The following is a 24,780-nucleotide window of genomic DNA, read 5'->3' on the forward strand; positions in this document are numbered from 1 at the left end:
GTTCTGCACCGACCGAAGTGGATCATAGATCTGTTTATTCTGGTATCCTCGCCTGCACATATTCCAAATCTCCACAATAAGGTGTTCCCACCAGATACCATTCTCTTGCCAGATTCATCTCCATTCTGGTCTGTACCCATTCATCATCTACCAGCACTTCCAGTCCTTCTCCGCAGTGAAATCCTGTATCAATCCATAAATCTGATGATAATAATCCATATCTTCCATTGCTGCTGTTATATCCTAATCTTCCCTGTTTCATCATTTTCTGCTCCTTTCCAGTCTGTAAACGAAATTTGTAAACGGAGTTCAAAAGATTTTAAAAGTTAACGTTTTAAGTTTTTTCTTCAAGTTCCGTTTACATCGTTTACAATAATCTTTACTCAAACGGTATTTCCAACTGTTCCGGTACTTCTATAAATCCGTCTTTATCTTTCTTCACCGAATCTTTCATCCGTTTCCATGACCGCTGTATTCCATATTCCTTTCCGAATCGATGTGTACCATGTGGTTTCCAGCCTACAATCGCATTGTTCATAATATTGGCAATTTCTTTACCTTCCCACTGTTTCATTTCTCCGGTTCGATGTAGCGCTTCATCGAACAGAATTCTTGTACATACATAATCGTCATCGTAGTCATCAAGAAATTCCTGTATGATTCCGGCATTGGTATCTTCCGGCATAAATTCTTTCTGCAGACGCTTTGCCTCTTCCTCAATTTCCTTTGTAAATCCTAAGAACACATTTCCCTGTCGATACAGTACCATTGCCTCTGCCCAAGCCTGTTCGATATAGGCTTTGCTCTCTGCCTCATTGTCCAGAATATGAACTTCTGCTTTCGACATATCTGTCATCACCGGAGCAAATCTTCTGTTTCCGGTTCTGTCCAGCGGAAGGAAATTCAAATCATTTGAAGTACCGCAAAATACACACTGTCTCGGTCTGTCTTCCGGGTGAACTTCATAAGGTACTTTATAAGTTTCTTTCTGTCTGCTCAGAAACGATTTTATCTGTTCAATATTCTTTGCTGTGATAGTTGCCTTCATTTCTCCCATTTCGATAATCCAGTGATTTTGCAGTTTTCTGTAAATATTTTCATCATCCAAATGATCCAGATTGTCGCTGAACCATTCTTCTTTTATCGCTAGATATTTGAAAAATGTGGACTTTCCGGCTCCCTGACTCCCAACCAAACACAACATAATATCATATTTTATTCCCGGTTCATAAATTCTTGAAATCGCTGCCAGCATGTGCATTTTCATTACTCCGATTGTATATTTGCTCTTTTCTGCTCCCAGAAAATGTGGAAGCATATTTTCTATTCTTGGAATTCCGTCCCAGACCAGACTCTCCAGATAATCTCTAATTGGGTGATATTTATTTTCATTGGAAACAATATCTATTCCTGCTTTGATCACACGCTCACTTGTCAGTTCATAATTTTCTTCCAGATACATCTTCAAATTATTTTCATCAGTATCTGTAACCGTAGGACTGTTATTCCTCCGCTCCCAGGGAACCTCTTTTACAATGTCCATCCTTCCAGAAAGTTCATTTCGTTTAATCGCTTTTTTCAATACCGGATCATTTTGAAGTACGGTTACACAATTTCTAATTGTCTGCTTTGTTCTTCCTTTATCCGTATGCTCCAACATATTATTGACATCTTCTGTTGTAAGCATTTCCTCGTTCACAATATCTTCTAATTCCATCAAGGACTTCTCGCTGATATTCGTTAATTCTTTCTTCAATTTTTTCAACCTCCCTTCTCTTCATCTTGAAAAACTCTACAATCTCTTCTCCTGTTCCAAACATCAGCACGTCCAGATAGTCATTTATCTTTCTTTCATTTGCCAATGCCTCCGTAAATAATTCGTGCCACTCTTCATCTGGTTCTGGTTTGTAAATCTCTTTCCAGAACTGAATCCATTTCAGATATCTGATCAGCACGTCTGTTGCATGTTTCAACCACTGCTCCAGTTTTTCTCTGATCATCACAACTTTAGGTTTCTTTGATATCAAAGTATTCCTGCTTTGGTGCATCCTTTTGTATTTGTTTCTGTCTTCGATTTTTATATCCAGTCCAAAATCTTCTATCATCTTTTTCGCAGCTTCATACTGTGATATTCCAAATAACCTTGCTGTAAAATCTATCGCATCACCGCCCACTCCACATGCAAAGCAGTGATATATTTTATCGGCCTTCATACTTGGGTGTCGGTCTTTATGAAACGGACAACACGCCATTCCATTTCTTTTTACTTTAATCCCGTAATGCTCCGCAGCCTGTCTGGCTGTCACACATTCTTTTACCTGTTCAAATAATGTCACTTCTACCTCCTGCCCCTCCGGACAAGTCTCTGATGAACAGATATTCGGGAATTGTTGTATCGTTCAATTCGTGATATACTGAATCTGCCAAGATGATATATCAGTGAATCTGATTATCAGAGAACTTGCTCAGATATTTTGTCTGGGCTTTTTCTTTTTGTCTGTTAGTAGCCATAGTTCCACTCCTTATACGAATCTCCTTGTTGGGATAATGATAATTTCAAATTTGCTTCCATCCTCTAATTCAAGAAGAATCGCATAATCCGAATCTCGATCCGGTAAAATGGAACTTATCTTCAGCTTCTTACTATAATTGAGCGTATCAAATATTTTTCTGACTACTTTCTTTGTTTTCATGTGTCTTTTCCTCCATATTTAACGTTTGTTGTCCAACATCTCAGCTACCTTTTTTTTGCTGTGACGGATACAGGTGACCATAAGTGTTTAATGTCATCTGAATATCTTTGTGCCCCAGTCTTTCCTTGATGATCAGTGGCTCTACACCCTGATAAATCAGATATGCTACATGGCTGTGACGGATATCATGCACTCTGATTGGTTTTACACCGGTCAATGCTTCATACTTCTTAAGCCGTTTCTGCAGTGTTCTCGCCACAATCGGAAATAACCGCTGATTTTCCGGAAATCCATAATGCTTCTTCGCATACTCCTGCACCTCTTCTTTAAGAAAATTAGGAATATCAATGGTACGGACTGAATTTTCTGTTTTTGGAGTATCAATCACATCTCTTTTCCTGATCCGGTTATAAGTCTTATTGATATGCAAAAGATTACCACTCATATCAAAGTCTGAAAGACTCAATGCCAGAAGTTCTCCTTCCCTGATTCCTGTCCAGAACAGGATTTCAAATATCAGATAATCCTCACTCTCTGGCTCAATCCCGGCGATAAAGCTGTCATATTCTGCTTTCGTCCAAAATTCCAGCTTATTAGCATCCGATTTCCCCATCTTTTTTACTTTCTTACATGGATTTTCCTTCAGATTGTAAATTTTCTGTGCATGATTAAACAGTGCATTTAACTGATTCTGAATCATACGCTCATAAGTCTTGCTGTAACCTTTTTCCTGAATGGTGTTCTGCCACTGGATAATCTCTGCCGGTGTGATCTCATTCATTTTTCTTGTTCCAAAATACGGAACAATGTGCTTGTTCATCATGTGCTGCTTGTTACGGATTGAATTTTCTTTCAGTTCATTCTTTTTATCTTCAAAATAGACTTGAATAAAACTGTTCATCTCCATTTTCATATCCGCTGCAGTCTTTCTTATGAATTCCTTTTCATAATTCAATGCTTCTTTCTTTGTCTTGAACCCTCTTTTCAGCTTCTGCGTTTTCTTACCTGTCCAGTCAATATAGCGGAAGCTCACATACCAGGTTCCCTGTGTTTTGTCCTTGTAAGCTGACATCTTAAAACCTCCTTCACACTGCTCTCTGAGAGCATCCATAAAATTTTGTTTCCCAGTAGGGACGTGGAATCTTTCCACGAACTGCCACATATCCTTCCTTTGCCAGTTCATCATTAAGCTGCTTCAGAATGGAATATGCTTTACTGCGTTTCACGCCTAATTCTTCCATGACATCATCAACAGTCATCATATAATTAGTTCTCATAGCGTCCTCCTTTCCAGTCACTTTTGTGACTCTTTCGTTGTTCTCTTATAATAATTCACTTTTGTGAATTTGTCAATAAACATTTGCGAATTTATTTTTTCCATTCCATACCTATTGCTTGCGTATCGGCAATTTGTTAAATCTCACTCTTTTGTATCATTCACTTTTGTGCTAGAATAGAAGCACAAATATTATTAAGGAGGCAGCATTATGGTTGGCAAAAAAATCCGGGCATTCCGGGAATTTAGAGGATACAGTCAGATACAGTTAGCCGAGCTGTCCGGCATTAACGTAGGAACAATCAGAAAATATGAACTGGGAATCCGGAATCCGAAACCGGATCAGTTAGAAAAGATTGCAACTGCACTGGGATTAAATGTAAGTGTTTTTCTGGATTTTAATATTGAAACAGTCGGAGATGTACTCTCTCTGTTGTTTTCTATTGATGATTCGGTGAACCTCTCACTTGCTGAAACACCTGAGCAGAAGGTTGCACTGACATTCGAAAATCCTACAATGCAGGACTTTTTCAGGAAATGGTGTCAATTTAAAAATGTCTATGAAAAGGAAAAAGCTGAAATATTAGCTATTGAAGATGAAGATAAAAGACAGAAAGAACTGGATAAGCTGAACGCTACCCAGGAAGAATGGAAACTGCGTGCTATGGGAACTACAATAGGTTGTCATACCATCGTTAAGAAGGGCACTGAAGGTAATTCCATCAAGACATATGATCTGACATGATTTTTGCAAAAGAAAAAGAGCCCTTATGAGCTCTGAGTTTTTGGTGGTCTGGGTGGGAGTCTGCTTAGTATGTTAAACCGTGCAACCATTACACTTCACCATCGCATACTCCCAGACCAAATATTAATATATATTCTTTTCTCATCGAATCAAGTCCTTTCTTGCAAATATGTTTGACTGCATCATAAATCAATCCAGAAACTAGGCAATTCGACAATGCTCCCAATATTGGTTTGATGGTGTTTGGAATCGAACCAAATCCTGTTACTAATTATGTTATATTTATAGTATAACATAGTTTTAAAAATTGTCAATTTTCATATTTTGTTATCATTCTGTTATCACAAACGGTTGTCAGGACACTCTCCCGGCAACCGTTTTTCTATACTGTTCGTTATTCTTTTCTACTCTTTTACATATTTTCGAGCAACAGAAAAACCCGTAGAACCGAAGTTCTACGGGTATCTTACGTTTGGACACAACGTTATCTTGCGATAACAAATCTATATTCAGATTGTATTACTCGATGATTGTAGCAACACGTCCTGATCCTACAGTACGTCCACCTTCACGGATAGCGAAAGTAAGACCCTGGCTCATAGCGATTGGGTGGATCAGTTCGATTGTCATTTCGATGTTATCTCCAGGCATGCACATTTCTGTTCCTTCTGGAAGGTTGCAAACACCTGTTACGTCTGTTGTTCTGAAGTAGAACTGCGGACGATAGTTGTTGAAGAATGGAGTATGACGTCCACCTTCATCTTTTGTCAGAACGTAAACCTGAGCTGTGAATTTTGTATGGCATGTAAGTGTTCCTGGTTTAGCAAGAACCTGTCCACGCTCGATTTCGTTTCTCTGAACACCACGAAGAAGAGCACCGATGTTATCACCAGCCTGAGCTTCGTCAAGAAGTTTACGGAACATTTCGATTCCTGTAACAACAACTTTACGTGTTTCTTCTTTGATACCAACGATTTCAACTTCTTCAGATACGTGAAGAACACCAGCTTCTACTCTACCAGTAGCAACTGTTCCACGTCCTGTGATGGAGAATACGTCCTCTACAGGCATTACGAACGGTTTGTCTGTGTCACGCTGTGGGTCCGGAATGTACTCATCAACTGCGTTCATGAGTTCCATGATCTTGTCGCCCCATTCGCTGTTCGGATCTTCAAGAGCTTTAAGAGCGGATCCCTGGATAACCGGGATGTCATCTCCTGGGAAATCATACTCGGAAAGAAGTTCACGAATTTCCATCTCAACCAGTTCAAGAAGTTCATCATCGTCTACCATATCGCATTTGTTCATGAATACAACGATGTATGGAACACCTACCTGACGGGAAAGAAGGATGTGCTCTTTTGTCTGAGCCATAACACCGTCTGTAGCAGCAACAACAAGGATAGCACCATCCATCTGAGCTGCACCTGTGATCATGTTCTTAACGTAGTCAGCATGTCCTGGGCAGTCAACGTGTGCATAGTGTCTATGCTCTGTTTCGTACTCAACGTGTGCTGTAGAGATTGTGATACCACGCTCTCTTTCTTCTGGAGCTTTATCAATGTTCTCGAAATCTGTAGCGGAGTTTCCTTCTACTCTTTCAGCAAGAACTTTTGTGATAGCTGCTGTTAAAGTTGTTTTACCATGGTCAACGTGTCCGATGGTACCAATGTTACAATGCGGTTTTGTTCTCTCAAACTTAGCCTTTGCCATTTTAAAATGTCCTCCTTAAAAAACTATGCTCTCTCTTTCAGAGCATTTTATCAGTTTTTGACTTGCTATCCTTGATTATATTGCAAATCAAGGATATTTGCAAGCTTTTTTATATCATCAGTCTTTCTTAGAAAGAATCTTTTCCTGAACGGACTTCGGAACCTGTTCATATTTCTCGAAGAACATGGAGTAGTTACCACGTCCCTGAGTTCTGGAACGAAGATCTGTTGCGTATCCGAACATTTCAGAAAGCGGAACGAATCCACGGATCATCTTACCTCCGCCGATATCATCCATACCTTCGATACGACCACGACGGGAGTTGATATCACCGATAACATCACCCATGTAATCTTCCGGAGTAGTAACTTCGACTCTCATGATAGGTTCAAGAAGAATCGGAGATGCTTTCTGCATAGCATCCTTGAATGCAAGGGAACCTGCAATGTGGAATGCCATTTCAGAGGAATCGACTTCATGATAAGAACCGTCATATACGTTTGCATGAACGCCGACTACCGGGAATCCACCCAGAATACCAGCTTTCATAGCTTCCTCGATACCTTCACCAACAGCCGGGATGTATTCCTTCGGAATAGCACCACCAACAACTGTGGATTCGAACTTGTACAGTTCTTCTCCGTTGGCATCCATAGGCTCGAATTTAACTTTACAGTGACCATACTGTCCACGACCACCAGACTGTTTAGCATATTTGCTGTCGATGTCTACTGGTTTAGTAATAGTCTCTTTGTATGCAACCTGAGGAGCACCTACGTTAGCCTCTACTTTGAATTCACGAAGCAGACGGTCAACGATGATTTCCAGATGCAGCTCACCCATACCAGCGATGATTGTCTGACCTGTTTCCTGATTTGTATGTGCACGGAATGTCGGGTCTTCTTCTGCCAGTTTTGCAAGAGCTTCACCAAGTTTACCCTGGCCGGCTTTTGTCTTAGGCTCGATTGCAAGTTCGATAACCGGTTCCGGGAATTCCATGGACTCAAGGATTACCGGATGCTGGTCATCACAGATTGTATCACCAGTTGTGGTGAATTTGAAACCGATTGCTGCTGCGATATCTCCAGAGTATACTTTGTCCAGTTCCATACGTTTGTTAGCGTGCATCTGAAGGATACGGCCAACACGTTCTTTCTTGTCCTTAGTAGCATTGAGTACATAAGAACCAGAATTCATAGTACCGGAGTATACACGGAAGTATGCCAGCTTACCAACAAATGGGTCTGTCATAATCTTGAATGCCAGAGCGGAGAATGGTTCTTCATCAGAAGAATGTCTCACGATCGGGTTGCCATCCATGTCAACACCCTCGATTGGAGGAATGTCTGTTGGAGCAGGCATAAATTCAATGATCGCATCCAGAAGTTTCTGAACACCCTTGTTTCTGTATGCAGTACCGCAGCATACCGGTACAGCTGTACATTCGCAAGTAGCTTTACGAAGAACGGCTTTCATTCTTTCAACGGTCGGTTCTTCACCTTCCAGATATTCCATCATTAAATCATCATCGAGTTCGCAGATTTTCTCTACGAGTTCTGTATGATAAAGTTCTGCTTCTTCCTGCATATCTTCCGGAATATCTGTGATGGAAATGTCTTCACCTTTCTCATCGTTGTAGATATAAGCCTGCATTTCGAAAAGGTCGATGATTCCTTTGAATTCATCTTCTTTTCCGATTGGAAGCTGTAAGCAGATTGCGTTTTTACCAAGACGAGTCTTGATCTGATCTACAGCATTGTAGAAGTTTGCACCGAGGATATCCATCTTGTTGATGAATGCCATACGCGGTACATTGTAAGTGTCAGCCTGACGCCAAACGTTTTCAGACTGAGGTTCTACACCACCTTTTGCACAGAAGACGCCGACAGCGCCGTCAAGTACACGGAGTGAACGCTCAACCTCTACGGTGAAGTCTACGTGTCCTGGAGTATCAATGATGTTGATACGGTGTTCCAGAGCACCTGGTTTAGTCTTGCAGTGATCCTGCAGAGTCCAGTGACATGTTGTAGCAGCGGAAGTAATTGTGATACCTCTCTCCTGCTCCTGCTCCATCCAGTCCATTGTTGCGGTACCTTCATGAGTATCACCGATTTTATAGTTGACACCTGTATAATAAAGGATACGTTCTGTAAGAGTTGTCTTACCTGCATCGATATGAGCCATGATACCAATGTTTCTGGTACGCTCAAGCGGGTATTCTCTACCTTCTTTTCCAGCCAATTGGATTTCCTCCTTGATTAGAAACGATAGTGAGCAAATGCTTTATTTGCTTCAGCCATCTTGTGCATATCTTCTTTCTTCTTAACAGATGCGCCTGTGTTGTTCATTGCATCCAGAAGCTCATTTGCAAGTCTCTCCTCCATAGTCTTCTCGCCTCTTTTACGAGAATATGTGGTGAGCCAGCGAAGAGCCAGTGCCTGACGTCTGTCTGCTCTTACCTCGATCGGAACCTGGTAAGTAGCACCACCGATACGTCTTGCTTTTACTTCGAGAAGTGGCATGATGTTGTTCATAGCCTCTTCAAAAACTTCGATAGCTGGTTTGCCAGCTTTTTCTTCAATTCTAGCGAATGCGCCGTATACAATCTTCTGAGCGACACCTTTCTTACCATCTAACATGATGTTGTTGATAAGCTTGGTAACCACTTTGTTATTGTACATCGGGTCTGCCAGAACGTCTCTTTTCTGAGTATGTCCTTTACGTGGCACGTTACTTCCCTCCTTAATCAAAATGATTAAATCATCGGTACTCACTATTAAAACTAAGGTGTTCGCACTGGTAAAGTCCTATATTTAACCCGCAACCGACAGGGTATATGGAATACCGTACAATATTTATAGCTATAAGTGAATCTTCGATTGATTGCTTATTTTCTATTTTGTCTCCCATTCAGACGGGAACCTTCTTAAACGCTTCGCATTCAAGAAGTAGCGTAAATTTTACTTTAGTAAAATTTACTTATTTCTTTTTAGGTCTCTTAGCACCATATTTGGAGCGGGCCTGTTTTCTGTTTGCTACACCTGCAGTATCCAGTGTACCTCTGATGATGTGGTATCTGGTACCAGGTAAGTCCTTAACACGTCCACCACGGATAAGAACTACGCTATGCTCCTGAAGGTTGTGACCTTCTCCTGGGATATAGCTTGTTACTTCGATTCCGTTGGAAAGACGAACTCTGGCGATCTTTCTAAGAGCTGAGTTAGGTTTTTTAGGTGTTGCAGTTTTAACTGCTGTACAAACTCCACGTTTCTGTGGTGCAGACTGTTCAACAGCTTTCTTTCTTAAAGAGTTGAATGTTTTCTGCAGAGCCGGTGCTGTAGATTTCTTTACAGCTGTCTGACGTCCTTTTCTTACTAACTGGTTGAATGTTGGCATTCCATTTCACCTCCCGATTATTTTCTCCATGGTTTGCCATGGGGTAGCGCGGTTGCTATTGTCAAATTATTATATTGCGCACAAAAAAACAGCGTTCCTGTTGCACGCTTGCTCATTATATCCCGTAAAAATGCGGCTGTCAAGGCATTTTACAGGATTTTTTCGTTATTTTACGATTTCCTGATTATTGCTTTTTGTCATAGCTCTGATTATAATATAAAAAAGCAATTTTTACTTTTTCCTTTTACCACTATAATATAAGAAAGGATTTTTTATGAAAAACAAAATGAACCCGGCTGCCGTTCTGCTCATCATCACTGGAATCGTGTTTATCTCCGGCATCTTTGTTATCGGAAACCGTACCAGACAACAGATTCAGGCAACCACCCAGAGTCTCAGCACATTTTCTGATCAGGTCAAAATGAAGCAACAGGAGATCATTGATTCACAAAGTGCTTTTTCAGATGCTATCCAAAAGAAAAAGGAGCTCATTACCTACCAGAAACAGAAATCGGCTCCTTCCCAGACTTCCGTGCAGGAGCACCGCGAAGTTCCGGACATTACACAGGAACCAAAAACTTCTGTATTCAGTCAGGATCACAATTAATAATTAATTATAGAAAGGATTTTTTATGGGACATAACAAACAAAAAAAACCTGTTTTTCTTTATTGTATCATCGTTTTTCTTGCACTTGTCATCCTGGGTCTTGGAGCTCTCACACTTTATTCCCTTCAGGATCTGACTGAACTGCGAACAAAAATTGCAGATCTGCAGGACACCGTACAGGAAATCACAGACAGTTCTGCAGAACTTATCAACCAGGCAAAAGAACTTGCCTCTCTGGAGGATGAACAGCAAAGCTCTGCTACAGATTCTGTTGATTCTCAGAACGATTCTTCATCTACAGGCGTTCAAGAAGAAGGAACGCTCTCTCCTTCACACTCCTCAGACAGTTCCACTGATGAAAGTCTTGAAAATCTGCTTTCCCAGATTAAGCCACTCCTTCCTCAAAATAATGGAACCTGGTCTGTTTACGTATGTAACCTCATGAAAAAAACAGAGGGCAGCATTAATGTTCAACCAATGCAGGCTGCCAGCCTGATCAAACTTTTTATCATGGGAACTGTTTACGAAAACTATGATGCACTTTGCGGCGCCTATGATACTGATACTATAAACAATTACCTGAATTCCATGATCACTGTCAGTGATAATGATGCTGCCAATTCTCTTGTCAATATGCTTGGTGGTGGAGACGATGCTGCTGGCATGAATGCAGTCAATTCTTTCTGCGCTGCACACGGCTATACCAGTACCTCCATGGGAAGACTGCTTCTTCAGAGCAATGATAACGGCGATAATTATACATCTGTAGAAGATTGTGGACATTTTTTAAAAGAAATCTACCAGAGTAATGCCGTCACAGCTTCCTCCACTCTTTTACATACTGATGCCATGTATGCTCTGCTCAAGATGCAGGAACGAAGAAATAAAATTCCTGCCAATCTGCCTGATGGTGTCAAAGTTGCCAATAAGACAGGAGAACTGGAGGATGTTGAGAATGATGCGGGAATCATTTTTAACACAGCCAAAAATATTGACCTTGTTGTCTGCTTCATGTCACAAGACCTCAGCGATTCCAGCGAAGCACAGGCCGTGATTGCTCAGGATTCGCGCCTGATCTATGGATATTATAACGAATAAAACTTTTATAGAAAACACCCTGTCATTCCGATCCGACAGGGTGTTCTTTTGCTCTAAATTATCTTTTCTTATCTTATTATTCTTCCTGCTTATCTTCTTCATAAGACATCTCCCAGATATCCGCAAACACGGCCAAGGGACAGTCTGTCAGAAGACACATCAGCAAAAAGCATTCGTATGGATTCACTATATAAATCTCACTCATTCCACACTTCTTAAGGATTTCCTGGATTTCTTCAAGGAAATGATGATAACGATTATATGGATCATCGTCCTGCATTTCCTGCGATATAATAAAAAATTCCAATGTAATCAGATCAAACCGCTCTACTGGAAATTTATGATTCATAATACTGTTGATTCTCTGTCTGCTGAATCGCTTCTGGCTGAAATGCTTCGCCAAAATGGAGGCAGACATTTTTTTGAGATTTCCCATCTTGTTGACAGGAATTCCACTGCAGATGACTTTTTCCACATCAGAATCCGTAATATCCGAAATATTCCACACCTTATTTCGTGACTTTTCTACCTCATCACCCTGATACATTCTGGCAATAATCTCTTTTGCATGGGTGAGCAGCTTTACAAACTCCTGATAAGCCTGGCTCTTTTCTGACATTGGATCGTCCGCTCCAACCTTTACGTATGCCAGATAACGAAGTAATTTTTCTTCCGAATCCAGACAGACCTTGCCACTGTAAACCTGTGGCGCATCTGTATAACTTTCATCTGGTTCCAGGTCTTCATATTTTTTCTTAAGTTCTTCTGCTTTGTGAAAACCAAACTGCTGTGAATAGCAATACCAGTAGATTACCTCATCCGGGTTATGAAAATCAAAATCCTGTTCTCGCAGCACTCTCGTCAAAAAATCCGATACATCTTCCGCACTCATCCTCAGACCAAATCCAAGTAAAAAAACAGTCTCTCTTTTCACAGAAGCCTGCGTCAACCAGTTGTTTACCAGTGAAGTCAGTTTCGTAGAAGTCGGATTCATTGACTTCGGTGTACAGGTTTCATGAAATGACTCAATAACGATATCTCTGTAAATATCCTGCGTCACTTCATTATAAGGTTCCTCCAGGCCCGCCCGCTCGTAAATATATCGTTTCAGATGATCTCCAAAGGAAACCAGTTCCATTTCTTTATAAAGATAATGAAAAATAACATCTGCATCTTCATCTTCAAATCCATCCAGACTGACTACCTGGCGAAATCTCTGTGCTGCTTTTCTGGTAAATTCAAAATCCTTTACAGAGTCAAAGGCAACTGTCTGTTCAAAATCCAGATCCTGCATTCGATTTTTCATGTCGCATCACCCTCATCCTATTTATAGAATCTGCTTAACAAACGCTGAAATCTCGTTTTTTCCTGTTCCATGATCTCACATAAAATTACTGTGATATTATCTCTTCCGCCCTTTTTCAAAGCACGTTCAACCAATACCTCTGTTGTTTCTTCCACCGGAATCTCCCGACTCAGAATATCTGCAATCTCTCCATCTGAAAGCATATCTGTAATCCCGTCCGAACAAAGCAGAAAACGGTCTCCAACCTTAATATCCTGTTCACTGACCGACGGTTCCAGTTTCAGATTTTCTTCTTCCATGCCCAGATACTGTGTCAGAGGAGCTTTTCCAAACAGACTTCTTCCAAGAACATGATCTTCTGATATCTGGCAAAACTTTTCACCGTCAGATCTATAGATCCTGCTGTCTCCCAGATTACAGCTATATACCCTCTCTTCATCAAAAGCAAGTAATGCCGCTGTCGTTCCCATACTGTAAATTTTGTGTTCTGCTCCATAAGCACAGATTGTCTGATTCATATTCTCACAAAGCCTGTCCAAAAATATTTCCGGTTCTGTCCGAAGCCTGTACTTTTCAGCTTCGTAATATCGACCGCAGGACTCCGCAGCAAGAAAAGCAGCCATTTCTCCGCAGCTTTCCCCACCCATTCCATCAAAGACAGCCAGAAGAGGCAGTTCCGACTGTCGGATACGTCCACTGTGAATATGGCTCATTCCCTGATTCTGTGCTGCAAGCTGTTCTCCGCAGCACCAGAAATTGTCTTCATTATTATTTCGGATCTTTCCTATATGACATGTATACGCATATTCAATCTGATAAGCCATATTCCGTCCTTTCCTATGATGCTGAATTCCCTGTATTTCCTAATTGGCATCGGATGAAAGATTCAGTTCATCACTGTATTCCTCCGCCTGATTCAGATATTTTTCGCCTCTGCGAACATACTCTTCGTTATCCGTCTCATTATCATGGCATCGGTTATTTTCATCAATCCAGCGAACAAGTTTACCATCATCATAATAATAGCGTTCAATCTTTTCCGAATCCTCTTTTTGAGAACCGGAATCCCCGCCATCTGTCCAGATATAAGCGAAGAACAGCTCATCATCCCAATAATAGTATTCTTCGTATTCTCCTTCATCAGAAAGAGAGGGATACACAAGAACTTTCATTACCTCATAATTTCCATTGCTCAGTTCTTTCAGATAACTGATCTTTCCCTGCTCTTCAGAGCCAATCCAGCTATAACTGTTCAGATTATTGCTGATTTCTGTTGCCTGTGTCTGGATTTTTTCCAGTGTTTCCTGCAATTGCTTGTTTTCTGCTGTCTGTACTGTTTCTGTTACAGATTGTTTCAGTTTCTGAAGTTCTGCATTTTCACGAATCAGCCAGACAAACACTCCCACAACCACACATACCGCAATAAACATCACAATCACAGCCACAACAAGCGGATCAATTTCTCTTCGGAATTTTTTCTCCGTAGAAACAGGCGGTTCTGCCTGCACTCTCCTCTGTGCGGTCTGTTGTGGAACTTTATGTACTGCTTTTTGCGGCTTTTTCTGTGCCGCTTTTCTCTCGTTCTTTCTGACGATCACAGTTCCTTCTGCATCTGGTTCGGCAGGCGGCATCTGCTGAACAGCTTTTGTTTTCTGCACCGGTTTCTGAAGCTGTGTTTTTCTGTGATGTTCCTGAAATATCGGTACTGTGCTTTTGTTTTTAACTGCTTCCAGTGCTGTTCGAAATTCTTCTGCATCTTTAAAACGTTCTTCTCTGTCATAAGCGCATGCCTTAAGTATTACCTGCGACAGTGCATCTCCCGCTTCCGCAGGTCTCGGAAGTTCTTCTCCCGCCATGCGTTTATTCAGCGCATTTTCTTTGTCTCTGTATGTAATAAGCTGCTTTTCCAGACTGATAAAAGGAAGTCTGTTGTGATTACGCAATTTATATAAAACAATTCCAAGAGAATAAATATCTACCCTGGCATCATAGGCATCTCCCCGATACATTTCAGGTGCCATATAAGAGTAAGTTCCCTTTTTGGACAACCCACTCATAGTGCGCTCCAACTCACGGGCAATTCCAAAATCACCAAGCTTGAACTCCCCAAATCGAGAGACAAAAATATTCTCCGGTTTGATATCTCTGTGAATGATGTTCTGACACTGACAGTATTCCAGTGCTTTACACAAATCTATCCCAAGCCGAATCACATCATCTTCAGAAAGTGATCTTCCGGCACAATACTCCATAAAACTGGTCAGATATTCCATCCGAATATAAATATCCCAACCAATATCATCCAGATATTCGACAACTTTGTAATCCTCGACTGAAACCACATGGGAATTTCCTCTGAAATACTCCATCGTACTGACTTCCTGGATGCATTCATCTACCAGTCCCTGAAAATACTCTTTTACAGACTGTTCATTCGGACTTTCCGAGCGCACACTGCTCAGTTCTCCAGGATTAGAGGGAATCGTGATAACTTTGATTGCCGAATAAAAAGTAGTTCCCTGCTCATTCCGACATGCTTTGTAGACTTTTCCAAAAGATCCTTCACCGATCTTTTCTGTAATCTTCCACTCCGGCCATACTGAAACCGGTAACTGTTTATCCATTTCCCCCTCCTTTCCCGACAATATTATATCAGGTACTTCATGTCGTTTATCTATACTTTTTTCATTATAGCATGCAAACAATTGCCTGTCTGTAATTTTCGATATTCTTCCAGTTTTTTTCATACAATATTCATAATTTTCCAGTTCTATTTATCTTTTGTTTTTTAAACAGCCGCATCCTCGCAAAGCGTTTTTTACTTTATTGGAATATTGCGAAGTAATTCCTTATGAAGCAAAAAAATCCTCCAAACACCTAAGTGCTCAGAGGATTTCTCTTTTTATTCTTCAGTTGTATCTTCTTCAGAAGTCTCTTCTGCATCGATCAGCTCATCGTCTGTATTCTCTGCATTTTCTTCCAGTGTGATTGTTTCTTCATCTTCCGGAAGTGTCTCTTCTACATCTTCTTCAACATCCAGTTCTTCCTCCGGCATACCGGTATCAAGCTGAATATCTCCGTAACGTTTGAGACCTGTTCCTGCAGGGATCAGTTTACCGATGATAACGTTTTCTTTCAGACCTACCAGATGGTCAACTTTACCCTTGATAGCAGCTTCTGTCAGAACTTTTGTTGTTTCCTGGAAGGATGCTGCTGACAGGAAGGAATCTGTAGCCAGAGAAGCTTTGGTAATACCCAGCATTACCTGCTTACCTTCTGCCGGAATCTTTCCTTCTTTTTCAAGGTTTTCGTTAACTTCTTCAAATTCAAGAACATCTACAAGTGTTCCCGGAAGGAATTCTGTATCTCCGTTATCTTCGATACGAATCTTCTTCAGCATCTGACGAACCAGAACTTCGATATGTTTATCACTGATTTCTACACCCTGGAGACGATATACTCGCTGAACTTCACGGATCATATAATCCTGAACTGCACGAACACCTTTGATTCTCAGGATATCATGCGGATTTACACTACCTTCTGTAAGTTCATCACCAGCTTCCAGTACCTGTCCATCTGTGATCTTGATACGTGATCCATAAGGAATCAGGTATGTCTTGGAATCTCCGTTTTCCGGATTTGTCACGATGATCTCACGTTTCTTCTTGGTATCATTGATAACAGCAACACCAGGAATTTCTGTGATGATTGCAAGACCTTTCGGTTTTCTTGCCTCAAAAAGCTCCTCAACTCGAGGAAGACCCTGTGTGATATCTCCACCGGCTACACCACCACTATGGAATGTACGCATGGTCAGCTGTGTACCAGGCTCACCGATAGACTGAGCTGCGATAATACCAACAGCTTCACCAACCTGAACAGCTTCACCAGTTGCCATGTTTGCACCATAACATTTTGCGCAGACACCAACTTTGCACTTACAGGTCAGGATCGTACGGATCTTAACTTCTTCAATCGGTCCACCAGTTTTGCTTACACCTTCACTCATGATACGTGCAGCACGTTTTGGTGTGATCATATGGTTTGCTTTAACAAGAACTTCTCCATCTTTGTTTGTGATGGTCTCGCAGGCAAAACGACCTGTGATACGTTCCTGAAGATTCTCAATCTCTTCTTTTCCATCCATGAAACCTTTGACATACATACCAGAAATTTCCGGTCTGTTTTCACAGCAGTCAGTTTCACGAACGATCAGCTCCTGAGATACGTCAACCATTCGTCTGGTCAGATAACCAGAGTCGGCTGTACGAAGAGCTGTATCGGACATACCTTTACGGGCTCCATGTGCAGACATGAAGTATTCCAGTACTTCAAGACCTTCACGGAAGTTTGACTTGATAGGAAGCTCGATCGTATGACCAGTTGTATCGGCCATCAGACCACGCATACCAGCAAGCTGTTTGATCTGTTTATCAGAACCACGGGCACCGGAGTCAGCCATCATGAAGATGTTGTTGTATTTATCAAGACCATCCAGAAGTGCTTTGGTAAGCTCATCATCGGTCTTTTTCCATGTTTCAACAACTTCTTTGTAACGCTCTTCTTCGGTAATAAGACCACGTTTGTAGTTCTTTGTGATCTTATCAACGATATTCTGTGCATTCTGGATCATCTCAGGTTTCTGAGGCGGCACAGTCATATCAGAAATAGATACGGTCATCGCTGCACGTGTGGAGTACTTGTAACCAGTTGCCTTGATATCATCAAGAACTTCTGCTGTCTTGGTAGCTCCGTGTGTGTTGATAACTTTTTCCAGGATCTTTTTCAGCTGTTTCTTACCTACCAGGAAATCAACTTCCAGAAGAAGTTCATTACCCGGAATGCTTCTGTCTACGAATCCAAGGTCCTGAGGAAGGATTTCGTTGAACAGGAAACGTCCAAGTGTGGACTCTACGATTCCAGTCATCTCTGTTCCGTCAGGCATTGTCTTGGTAATACGAACCTTGATTTTGGACTGAAGAGTAATAACTTTGTTTTCATAAGCAAGGATTGCTTCGTTTACGCTCTTGAAGAACTTACCTTCTCCCGGGTTGCCAGGTCTTTCCTGTGTCAGATAGTAGATACCAAGGACCATATCCTGTGAAGGAACGGCTACAGGGCCACCATCTGAAGGTTTCAGAAGGTTGTTCGGTGAAAGCAGCAGGAATCGGCACTCTGCCTGAGCTTCCTGAGAAAGCGGAAGATGAACAGCCATCTGGTCACCATCGAAGTCGGCGTTGAACGCAGTACAAACGAGCGGATGAAGTTTGATAGCTTTACCTTCTACAAGGATTGGCTCAAATGCCTGGATACCCAGACGATGCAGTGTAGGTGCACGGTTCAGCATAACCGGATGTTCTTTGATAACATCTTCGAGAACGTCCCAGACTTCCGGCTGAAGTTTTTCAACCATCTTCTTGGCATTCTTGATGTTATGAGAAGTTCCGTTTGCAACCAGCTCTTTCATAACGAAAGGTTTGAAAAGCTCAATAGCCATTTCTTTTGGAAGACCACACTGATAAATTTTCAGTTCCGGTCCAACGACGATAACGGAACGTCCGGAGTAGTCAACTCGTTTACCGAGCAGGTTCTGACGGAAACGTCCGGATTTACCTTTCAGCATATCAGAAAGAGATTTCAGGGCTCTGTTTCCAGGTCCTGTTACCGGACGGCCACGACGACCGTTGTCGATCAGAGCATCTACTGCTTCCTGAAGCATACGTTTTTCATTGCGGACGATAATATCTGGCGCACCCAGCTCCAGGAGACGTTTCAGACGGTTATTACGGTTAATGATTCTTCTGTACAGGTCATTCAGGTCAGATGTCGCAAAACGTCCACCATCCAGCTGTACCATAGGACGCAGATCCGGTGGGATTACCGGGATTGCTGTCATGATCATCCATTCCGGACGGTTTCCGGATTCACGGAAAGATTCTACAACTTCCAGTCTCTTGATGATTCTGGCACGTTTCTGACCAGTTGCATCAACAAGTTCAGCTTTCAGTTCAGCAGCGTCTTTTTCAAGATCGATTGCTTTCAGAAGTTCCATAATAGATTCCGCACCCATTCCTACACGGAAACCATATCCGTATGCTTCACGGGCATCCTGATACTCTTTCTCTGTGAGTACCTGTTTGTACTGAAGTCCGGACTCAGCCGGATCCAGTACGATATAGTTAGCAAAGTATAAAACTTTTTCCAATGTTCTTGGAGACAGATCAAGGATCAGACCCATACGGGACGGAATACCTTTAAAATACCAGATATGAGAGACCGGAGCTGCAAGCTCAATATGTCCCATACGTTCTCTTCTGACAGATGCTTTTGTAACCTCTACGCCGCATCGGTCGCAGACAACACCTTTATAACGGATTTTTTTGTATTTACCACAATGGCACTCCCAGTCCTTGCTTGGCCCGAAAATTCTCTCACAGAAAAGTCCGTCCTTCTCCGGTTTCAGAGTACGGTAGTTGATGGTTTCCGGTTTCGTTACCTCACCTCTGGACCACTCTCTGATCTTCTCAGGGGACGCCAGTCCGATCTTGATGGCATCGAAAGTCATTGGCTGATATGTTTCATTTGTTGTGGTTGATTCTGCCATGTATTCTTTCCCCTTTCTACTCGTTGTCTTCATCATCGTAGGAATCGTCGAAGTCAATGAAATCATCCTCTTCTTCCTCATCCTCTTCAACATCTACAAGTTCTTCACCTTCGAATTCCTGTTTGGTATAACCATGTTTTCCGAAGGATTCTTCATCTCTGTGATGTCTGCTGTCGCCTTCGATCACTGAACGAAGGTCTGTATCACCATAATCTACTGTCTCCAGCAGATGTACTTCTGTATTGTCATCTTTGAGGACTTTGACATCCAGACCCAGAGACTGAAGCTCTTTAAGAAGAACCTTAAAGGATTCAGGGATACCTGGCTCAGGGATATTGTCACCCTTGATAATGGCTTCATAAGTCTTAACACGACCAACAACATCATCGGACTTCACTGTCAGGATCTCCTGCAGTGTGTAGGAAGCACCATATGCCTCCAGAGCCCAAACCTCCATCTCACCAAAACGCTGTCCACCGAACTGAGCTTTACCACCCAGAGGCTGCTGTGTAACAAGTGAGTAAGGACCTGTAGAACGTGCATGGATCTTATCATCAACCAGATGATGCAGTTTCAGGTAATGCATGTGTCCGATTGTTACACGACCATCGAAATACTCGCCGGTACGTCCGTCACGGAGCTGCACTTTACCATCTCTGGAAATCGGAACACCCTTCCACAGTTCTCTGTGGTCTTTGTGCTCATCCAGATATTCCATAACATCAGGAGCAAGTGTATCCTGATATTTTGCACGGAATTCTTCAAAATCTTCAATATTTACATAATCATTTGCCAGTTCCAGAGTATCCTGGATATCAATTTCACTCGCACCATCGAATACAGGTGTGGAAACATTAAATCCAAGAGCTTTGGCAGCAAGACTTAAGTGGATCTCCAGGACCTGACCGATATTCATACGGGAAGGTACACCCAGCGGGTTCAGTACGATATCCAGCGGACGGCCATTCGGCAGGAACGGCATATCTTCTACTGGGAGCACACGGGAAACGACACCCTTGTTACCATGACGACCAGCCATCTTGTCACCAACAGAAATCTTACGTTTCTGAGCAATATAAATACGTACTGCCTGATTTACTCCAGGAGACAGCTCATCACCATTCTCTCTTGTAAATACTTTGGCATCTACGATAATACCATATTCTCCGTGAGGAACCTTGAGGGAAGTATCACGAACTTCTCTTGCTTTCTCACCAAAGATTGCACGCAGAAGACGCTCTTCTGCAGTCAGTTCTGTTTCTCCCTTAGGAGTAACTTTACCAACCAGGATATCACCGGCACGAACTTCTGCACCGATACGGATGATACCACGCTCATCCAGATCTTTGAGTGCGTCATCGCCGACACCCGGAACATCTCTTGTGATCTCTTCCGGTCCCAGTTTGGTATCACGTGCTTCTGCTTCATATTCTTCGATATGAACAGAAGTGTAAACATCGTTCTGTACCAGTCTTTCACTTAACAGAACGGCATCCTCGTAGTTGTAACCTTCCCATGTCATGAATCCGATCAGCGGGTTCTTACCAAGGGCAAGCTCACCATTTGATGTAGAAGGACCATCTGCAATAACCTGTCCTGCCTCTACGTGTTCTCCCTGGAATACGATCGGCTTCTGGTTGTAACAGTTGCTCTGGTTACTACGCAGGAATTTGATAAGATGATAATCATCTTTTGTTCCATCATCATTTTTGATGGTAATGTCTGTAGAAGTGGAACGAAGTACAGTACCGGACTTCTTAGCCAGAACGCAGACACCTGAGTCAACAGCGGCTTTTGTTTCCATACCAGTTCCTACTACAGGAGCTTCTGTTGTAAGAAGTGGCACTGCCTGACGCTGCATGTTGGATCCCATCAGCGCACGGTTAGCATCATCGTTCTGCAGGAACGGAATCAGTGCTGTAGCTACAGAGAATACCATCTTAGGAGATACGTCCATGTAGTCAAACATACGCTGCTCATATTCCTGAGTTTCTTCACGGAAACGACCAGATACATTTTTATGGAGGAAATGACCTTCTTCATCCAGTGGCTCATTCGCCTGTGCTACATGATAATTATCTTCCTCATCTGCTGTCATATAAACAACTTCATCTGTTACGATCGGATTGGACGGATCTGTTTTGTCAATTCTACGATACGGAGCTTCGATAAATCCATATTCATTGATTCTTGCATAGGATGCAAGAGAGTTGATCAGACCGATGTTAGGACCTTCAGGGGTCTCAACCGGACACATACGACCATAGTGAGAATAGTGGACATCTCGTACCTCGAATCCGGCTCTGTCTCGTGACAGACCACCAGGTCCCAGTGCAGAAAGACGTCTCTTATGAGTCAGCTCACCAAGAGGGTTGTTCTGATCCATGAACTGTGACAGCTGAGAAGAACCAAAGAACTCCTTAACTGCTGCTGTTACAGGTTTGATATTGATCAGTGACTGCGGAGAAATTGTCTCTGTGTCCTGTGTAGTCATACGTTCACGTACAACTCTTTCCAGACGGGAAAGACCGATACGATACTGGTTCTGCAGAAGTTCTCCGACAGAACGGATACGACGGTTACCCAGGTGGTCGATATCGTCATCATATCCGATACCATATTCCAGATGCATATTGTAGTTGATGGAAGCAAGAATATCTTCTTTTGTAATATGCTTCGGAATAAGATCATGAATATCTCTCTTGATTGCAGCTTTGATATCCTCGAGATCATCATTTTCTTCCAGGATCTTTTCGAGTACAGGATAATATACTGATTCTGTAACGCCCAGATCCTTTGGATCACAGTCAAGATCCACATGTGCAGTAATATCAACCATCATATTGGAAAGGACTTTGATCTTACGTTCTTCGCCCTGAATCCATACAAACGGTACTGCTGCATTCTGAATCTGATCAGCAAGCTCGATTGTTACATTTGTGCCTTCCTCTGCAAGGATTTCTCCAGTAGATGGATCCACAACTGCTTCTCCAAGCTTATGTCCGACAATACGTTTATTAAAATGAAGTTTCTTATTAAATTTATAACGACCAACCTTTGCAAGATCATATCTTCTTGGATCAAAGAACATAGCCATGATAAGACTCTCTGCACTTTCTACTGCAAGAGGCTCACCCGGGCGGATCTTCTTATACAGCTCAAGAAGACCTTCCTGATAGTTGGTGGATGTATCCTTTGTAAAACTTGCAAGGATTTTTGGCTCTTCACCAAATAATTCTACAATTTCTGCATTAGTGCCGATACCAAGGGCACGAATCAGCACTGTGATCGGAACCTTACGGGTTCTGTCCACACGTACATAGAATACATCATTGGAGTCTGTCTCATATTCCAGCCATGCTCCTCTGTTAGGGATAACGGTACTGGAAAACAGTCTCTTACCAATTTTATCATGCGCGATGGCATAGTAAATACCAGGGGAACGTACCAACTGGCTGACGATAACACGCTCTGCACCGTTAATTACAAAAGTACCTGTCTCTGTCATTAACGGAAGATCTCCCATAAAGATCTCGTGTTCGTTGATTTCCTCTGTTTCTTTATTAATCAGTCGCACGCGAACCTTCAAAGGTGCCGCGTAAGTTACGTCACGTTCTTTACACTGTGCAATGTTATATTTTGCATCTTTAGCGTCATACGTGAAATCGATGAATTCCAGGCTGAACTTTCCGCCATAATCCGCGATCGGAGAAATATCATCAAACACTTCTTTGAGGCCCTCATCGAGAAACCACTTATAGGAATCTTTCTGGACTTCAATCAAATTTGGCATTTCCAGAACTTCTTTTTGTCTCTGGTAGCTCATGCGCATGCTTTTTCCAGTTTTTACAGAACGAATTCTGTTTTTTTCCATTGACGTTTCACCCCTGTTTTTTTATTTATTTTACAACATGATCCTGTTTACGGTTTGAGATAAACAGGCATATCCTTGCCATAATATAGCATTCTTCACTATAGCATAGCCTTGTCAACCTGTCAACAAGTTTTTTTTATTTTTAAGCAAAAATATAGGGACACCGTAAGGTGTCCCCGTATCACTTTCATCTTTAACAGAATTATTTAAGAGTGATCTTAGCGCCTTCTGCTTCAAGTTTTGTTTTGATGTCTTCAGCTTCTGCTTTGGATGCGCCTTCTTTAACAACCTTCGGAGCACCGTCAACTACTGCTTTAGCTTCTTTCAGTCCAAGACCGGTAACTTCACGAACAACTTTGATAACTTTAACTTTGTTCGGTCCAACTTCTGTAAGTTCTACGTCGAACTCATCTTTTTCTTCAGCTGCTTCTCCAGCTGCTCCAGCTGCTGCTACTACAACACCTGCTGCTGCGGATACACCGAACTCTTCTTCGCAAGCTTTTACGAGATCATTTAATTCTAATACAGATAATTCTTTGATTGCTGCAATAAATTCTTCTGTTGTTAATTTTGCCATTTTAATTTCCTCCATTTATTAGATTTTATTATTTTTAGGATTCGCAGTATTTATAAAGAACTGCGAACTACGCTACGCTTCGTTTGCGTATTTCAGTGAATAATTCAGGATTATTCAGCTGCTGCCTCTGTATCAGCACCACCCTGTGCTTCTGCGATCTGGTTAAGCACACGAGCGAAGTTTGTGATAGGAGACTGGATGCTTCCAAGAAGTTTTCCAAGAAGTTCTTCTCTGGACGGGATCTGGGACAGAGCCTGGATTCCTGCCTGATCATTGTAGCTTCCTTCAACTACACCTGCGATCAGTTCAAGAGCTGGGAACTGTTTTGCGTATTTAGCAAGGATTCTTGCCGGTGCTGTAGCATCTGTTGCAGAAATTGCAAGAGCGTTTGTTCCTTCCAGATGCTGGCTAAGTTCTTCACAATCAGTACCTGCGAATGCACGTTTCATCATTGTGTTTTTGTAAACTTTGTACTGAACACCAGCTTCTCTTAATTCCTTACGCAGAATTGTATCCTGTTCAACTGTAAGACCACTGTAGTTAACAAGTACTACTGCCTGTGCGTCTTTAATGCTGTTTGAGATTTCTTCTACGATTGGTTGTTTCAGTTCTACTTTTGCCATAAATGGTACACCTCCTTATAGATTTTGATATACCGCCGCGTCAAAACATAAAAAAGCCTTACTGCATGACAGTAAGGTCTCTGTAATCTTAACATAGAATACTAAGTCCTCGGTAGGCGTTTTAATCCTTATGCCTTACGGCACCTACTGTCTTCGGCAGCGTTCTATATTAACCTATCACACTTTTCCTCTAATGTCAACCCCTGTTTTATTAAAAATGAAGTTTATTTTACAGTAAATATTCTATTTCTGTTAATATTATGT

20 protein-coding genes and 1 other annotated feature are annotated in these 24,780 nt (G+C 41.9%); of the genes, 3 read left to right on the plus strand and 17 right to left on the minus strand.

Annotated features, from left to right (window positions below):
• Positions 1–34: 34 nt before the first annotated feature.
• The 6 genes from KQI91_RS15215 to KQI91_RS15240 all read right to left on the minus strand — a co-directional run bounded on the left by KQI91_RS15215 (position 35) and on the right by KQI91_RS15240 (position 3,970).
• Complete coding sequence (locus tag KQI91_RS15215; RefSeq protein WP_055066584.1) at positions 35–262, minus strand: DUF5348 domain-containing protein; 228 nt, start codon at positions 260–262, stop codon at positions 35–37.
• Between the two features lie 117 nt (positions 263–379).
• Positions 380–1,717, minus strand: coding sequence for a virulence-associated E family protein (locus KQI91_RS15220; protein ID WP_044925412.1), 1,338 nt, complete (start codon positions 1,715–1,717; stop codon positions 380–382).
• Complete coding sequence (locus tag KQI91_RS15225; RefSeq protein WP_044925415.1) at positions 1,662–2,336, minus strand: CHC2 zinc finger domain-containing protein; 675 nt, start codon at positions 2,334–2,336, stop codon at positions 1,662–1,664. The genes KQI91_RS15220 and KQI91_RS15225 overlap by 56 nt, the downstream gene beginning before the upstream one ends.
• Positions 2,337–2,522: 186 nt before the next feature.
• Complete coding sequence (locus KQI91_RS15230; RefSeq protein WP_165854697.1) at positions 2,523–2,693, minus strand: hypothetical protein; 171 nt, start codon at positions 2,691–2,693, stop codon at positions 2,523–2,525.
• A gap of 40 nt (positions 2,694–2,733) precedes the next feature.
• Positions 2,734–3,765 carry a site-specific integrase gene (locus KQI91_RS15235; protein ID WP_216393598.1) on the minus strand — a complete coding sequence of 344 codons (1,032 nt, stop codon included), beginning with the start codon at positions 3,763–3,765 and terminating at the stop codon, positions 2,734–2,736.
• Positions 3,766–3,778: 13 nt separating this feature from the next.
• Positions 3,779–3,970: a helix-turn-helix domain-containing protein gene (locus KQI91_RS15240; protein ID WP_009243123.1), complete on the minus strand. Its 192-nt coding sequence runs from the start codon at positions 3,968–3,970 to the stop codon at positions 3,779–3,781.
• Between the two features lie 210 nt (positions 3,971–4,180).
• Between KQI91_RS15240 and KQI91_RS15245 the strand changes: the two genes are divergently transcribed.
• Positions 4,181–4,714, plus strand: coding sequence for a helix-turn-helix domain-containing protein (locus KQI91_RS15245; RefSeq protein ID WP_216393599.1), 534 nt, complete (start codon positions 4,181–4,183; stop codon positions 4,712–4,714).
• A 519-nt stretch (positions 4,715–5,233) separates the two neighbouring features.
• On the opposite strand, the gene tuf is transcribed toward KQI91_RS15245, so the two are convergent.
• The 4 genes from tuf to rpsL form a co-directional block, all read right to left on the minus strand.
• Positions 5,234–6,427: an elongation factor Tu gene (gene tuf / locus KQI91_RS15250; RefSeq protein ID WP_216393600.1), complete on the minus strand. Its 1,194-nt coding sequence runs from the start codon at positions 6,425–6,427 to the stop codon at positions 5,234–5,236.
• A 117-nt stretch (positions 6,428–6,544) separates the two neighbouring features.
• Positions 6,545–8,668: an elongation factor G gene (gene fusA, locus KQI91_RS15255; protein WP_256444120.1), complete on the minus strand. Its 2,124-nt coding sequence runs from the start codon at positions 8,666–8,668 to the stop codon at positions 6,545–6,547.
• 17 nt (positions 8,669–8,685) lie between these two features.
• Positions 8,686–9,156, minus strand: a complete 471-nt coding sequence (rpsG, locus tag KQI91_RS15260) for a 30S ribosomal protein S7 (protein WP_044925146.1) — start codon at positions 9,154–9,156, stop codon at positions 8,686–8,688.
• Positions 9,157–9,406: 250 nt separating this feature from the next.
• Positions 9,407–9,823 (minus strand): 30S ribosomal protein S12, encoded by a 417-nt coding sequence (gene rpsL / locus KQI91_RS15265; RefSeq protein ID WP_216393601.1) that lies wholly within the window; start codon positions 9,821–9,823, stop codon positions 9,407–9,409.
• Between the two features lie 274 nt (positions 9,824–10,097).
• Between rpsL and KQI91_RS15270 the strand changes: the two genes are divergently transcribed.
• Both KQI91_RS15270 and KQI91_RS15275 read left to right on the plus strand, forming a co-directional pair.
• Entirely contained in the window at positions 10,098–10,430 is a 333-nt protein-coding gene (locus KQI91_RS15270; protein ID WP_216393602.1) for a hypothetical protein, read from the plus strand.
• A gap of 25 nt (positions 10,431–10,455) precedes the next feature.
• Complete coding sequence (locus KQI91_RS15275) at positions 10,456–11,529, plus strand: serine hydrolase (protein WP_216393603.1); 1,074 nt, start codon at positions 10,456–10,458, stop codon at positions 11,527–11,529.
• Positions 11,530–11,605: 76 nt separating this feature from the next.
• On the opposite strand, the gene KQI91_RS15280 is transcribed toward KQI91_RS15275, so the two are convergent.
• The 7 genes from KQI91_RS15280 to rplJ all read right to left on the minus strand — a co-directional run bounded on the left by KQI91_RS15280 (position 11,606) and on the right by rplJ (position 24,516).
• Positions 11,606–12,835 (minus strand): hypothetical protein, encoded by a 1,230-nt coding sequence (locus tag KQI91_RS15280; RefSeq protein ID WP_216393604.1) that lies wholly within the window; start codon positions 12,833–12,835, stop codon positions 11,606–11,608.
• Positions 12,836–12,852: 17 nt separating this feature from the next.
• Complete coding sequence (locus tag KQI91_RS15285) at positions 12,853–13,659, minus strand: PP2C family protein-serine/threonine phosphatase (RefSeq protein ID WP_216393605.1); 807 nt, start codon at positions 13,657–13,659, stop codon at positions 12,853–12,855.
• Between the two features lie 39 nt (positions 13,660–13,698).
• Positions 13,699–15,459: a serine/threonine protein kinase gene (locus tag KQI91_RS15290; RefSeq protein WP_216393606.1), complete on the minus strand. Its 1,761-nt coding sequence runs from the start codon at positions 15,457–15,459 to the stop codon at positions 13,699–13,701.
• Between the two features lie 278 nt (positions 15,460–15,737).
• Positions 15,738–19,442 carry a DNA-directed RNA polymerase subunit beta' gene (rpoC, locus tag KQI91_RS15295; protein ID WP_216393607.1) on the minus strand — a complete coding sequence of 1,235 codons (3,705 nt, stop codon included), beginning with the start codon at positions 19,440–19,442 and terminating at the stop codon, positions 15,738–15,740.
• A gap of 16 nt (positions 19,443–19,458) precedes the next feature.
• Complete coding sequence (gene rpoB / locus KQI91_RS15300; protein ID WP_216393608.1) at positions 19,459–23,316, minus strand: DNA-directed RNA polymerase subunit beta; 3,858 nt, start codon at positions 23,314–23,316, stop codon at positions 19,459–19,461.
• A gap of 202 nt (positions 23,317–23,518) precedes the next feature.
• Positions 23,519–23,893, minus strand: coding sequence for a 50S ribosomal protein L7/L12 (gene rplL, locus KQI91_RS15305; protein ID WP_216393609.1), 375 nt, complete (start codon positions 23,891–23,893; stop codon positions 23,519–23,521).
• Between the two features lie 110 nt (positions 23,894–24,003).
• Positions 24,004–24,516, minus strand: a complete 513-nt coding sequence (gene rplJ / locus KQI91_RS15310) for a 50S ribosomal protein L10 (RefSeq protein ID WP_216393610.1) — start codon at positions 24,514–24,516, stop codon at positions 24,004–24,006.
• Positions 24,517–24,556: 40 nt separating this feature from the next.
• Positions 24,557–24,691: a sequence feature (ribosomal protein L10 leader region), on the minus strand.
• Positions 24,692–24,780: the final 89 nt, after the last annotated feature.

Source organism: Blautia sp. MSJ-19, assembly GCF_018918125.1.
Taxonomy (GTDB): Bacteria; Bacillota; Clostridia; order Lachnospirales; family Lachnospiraceae; genus Blautia_A.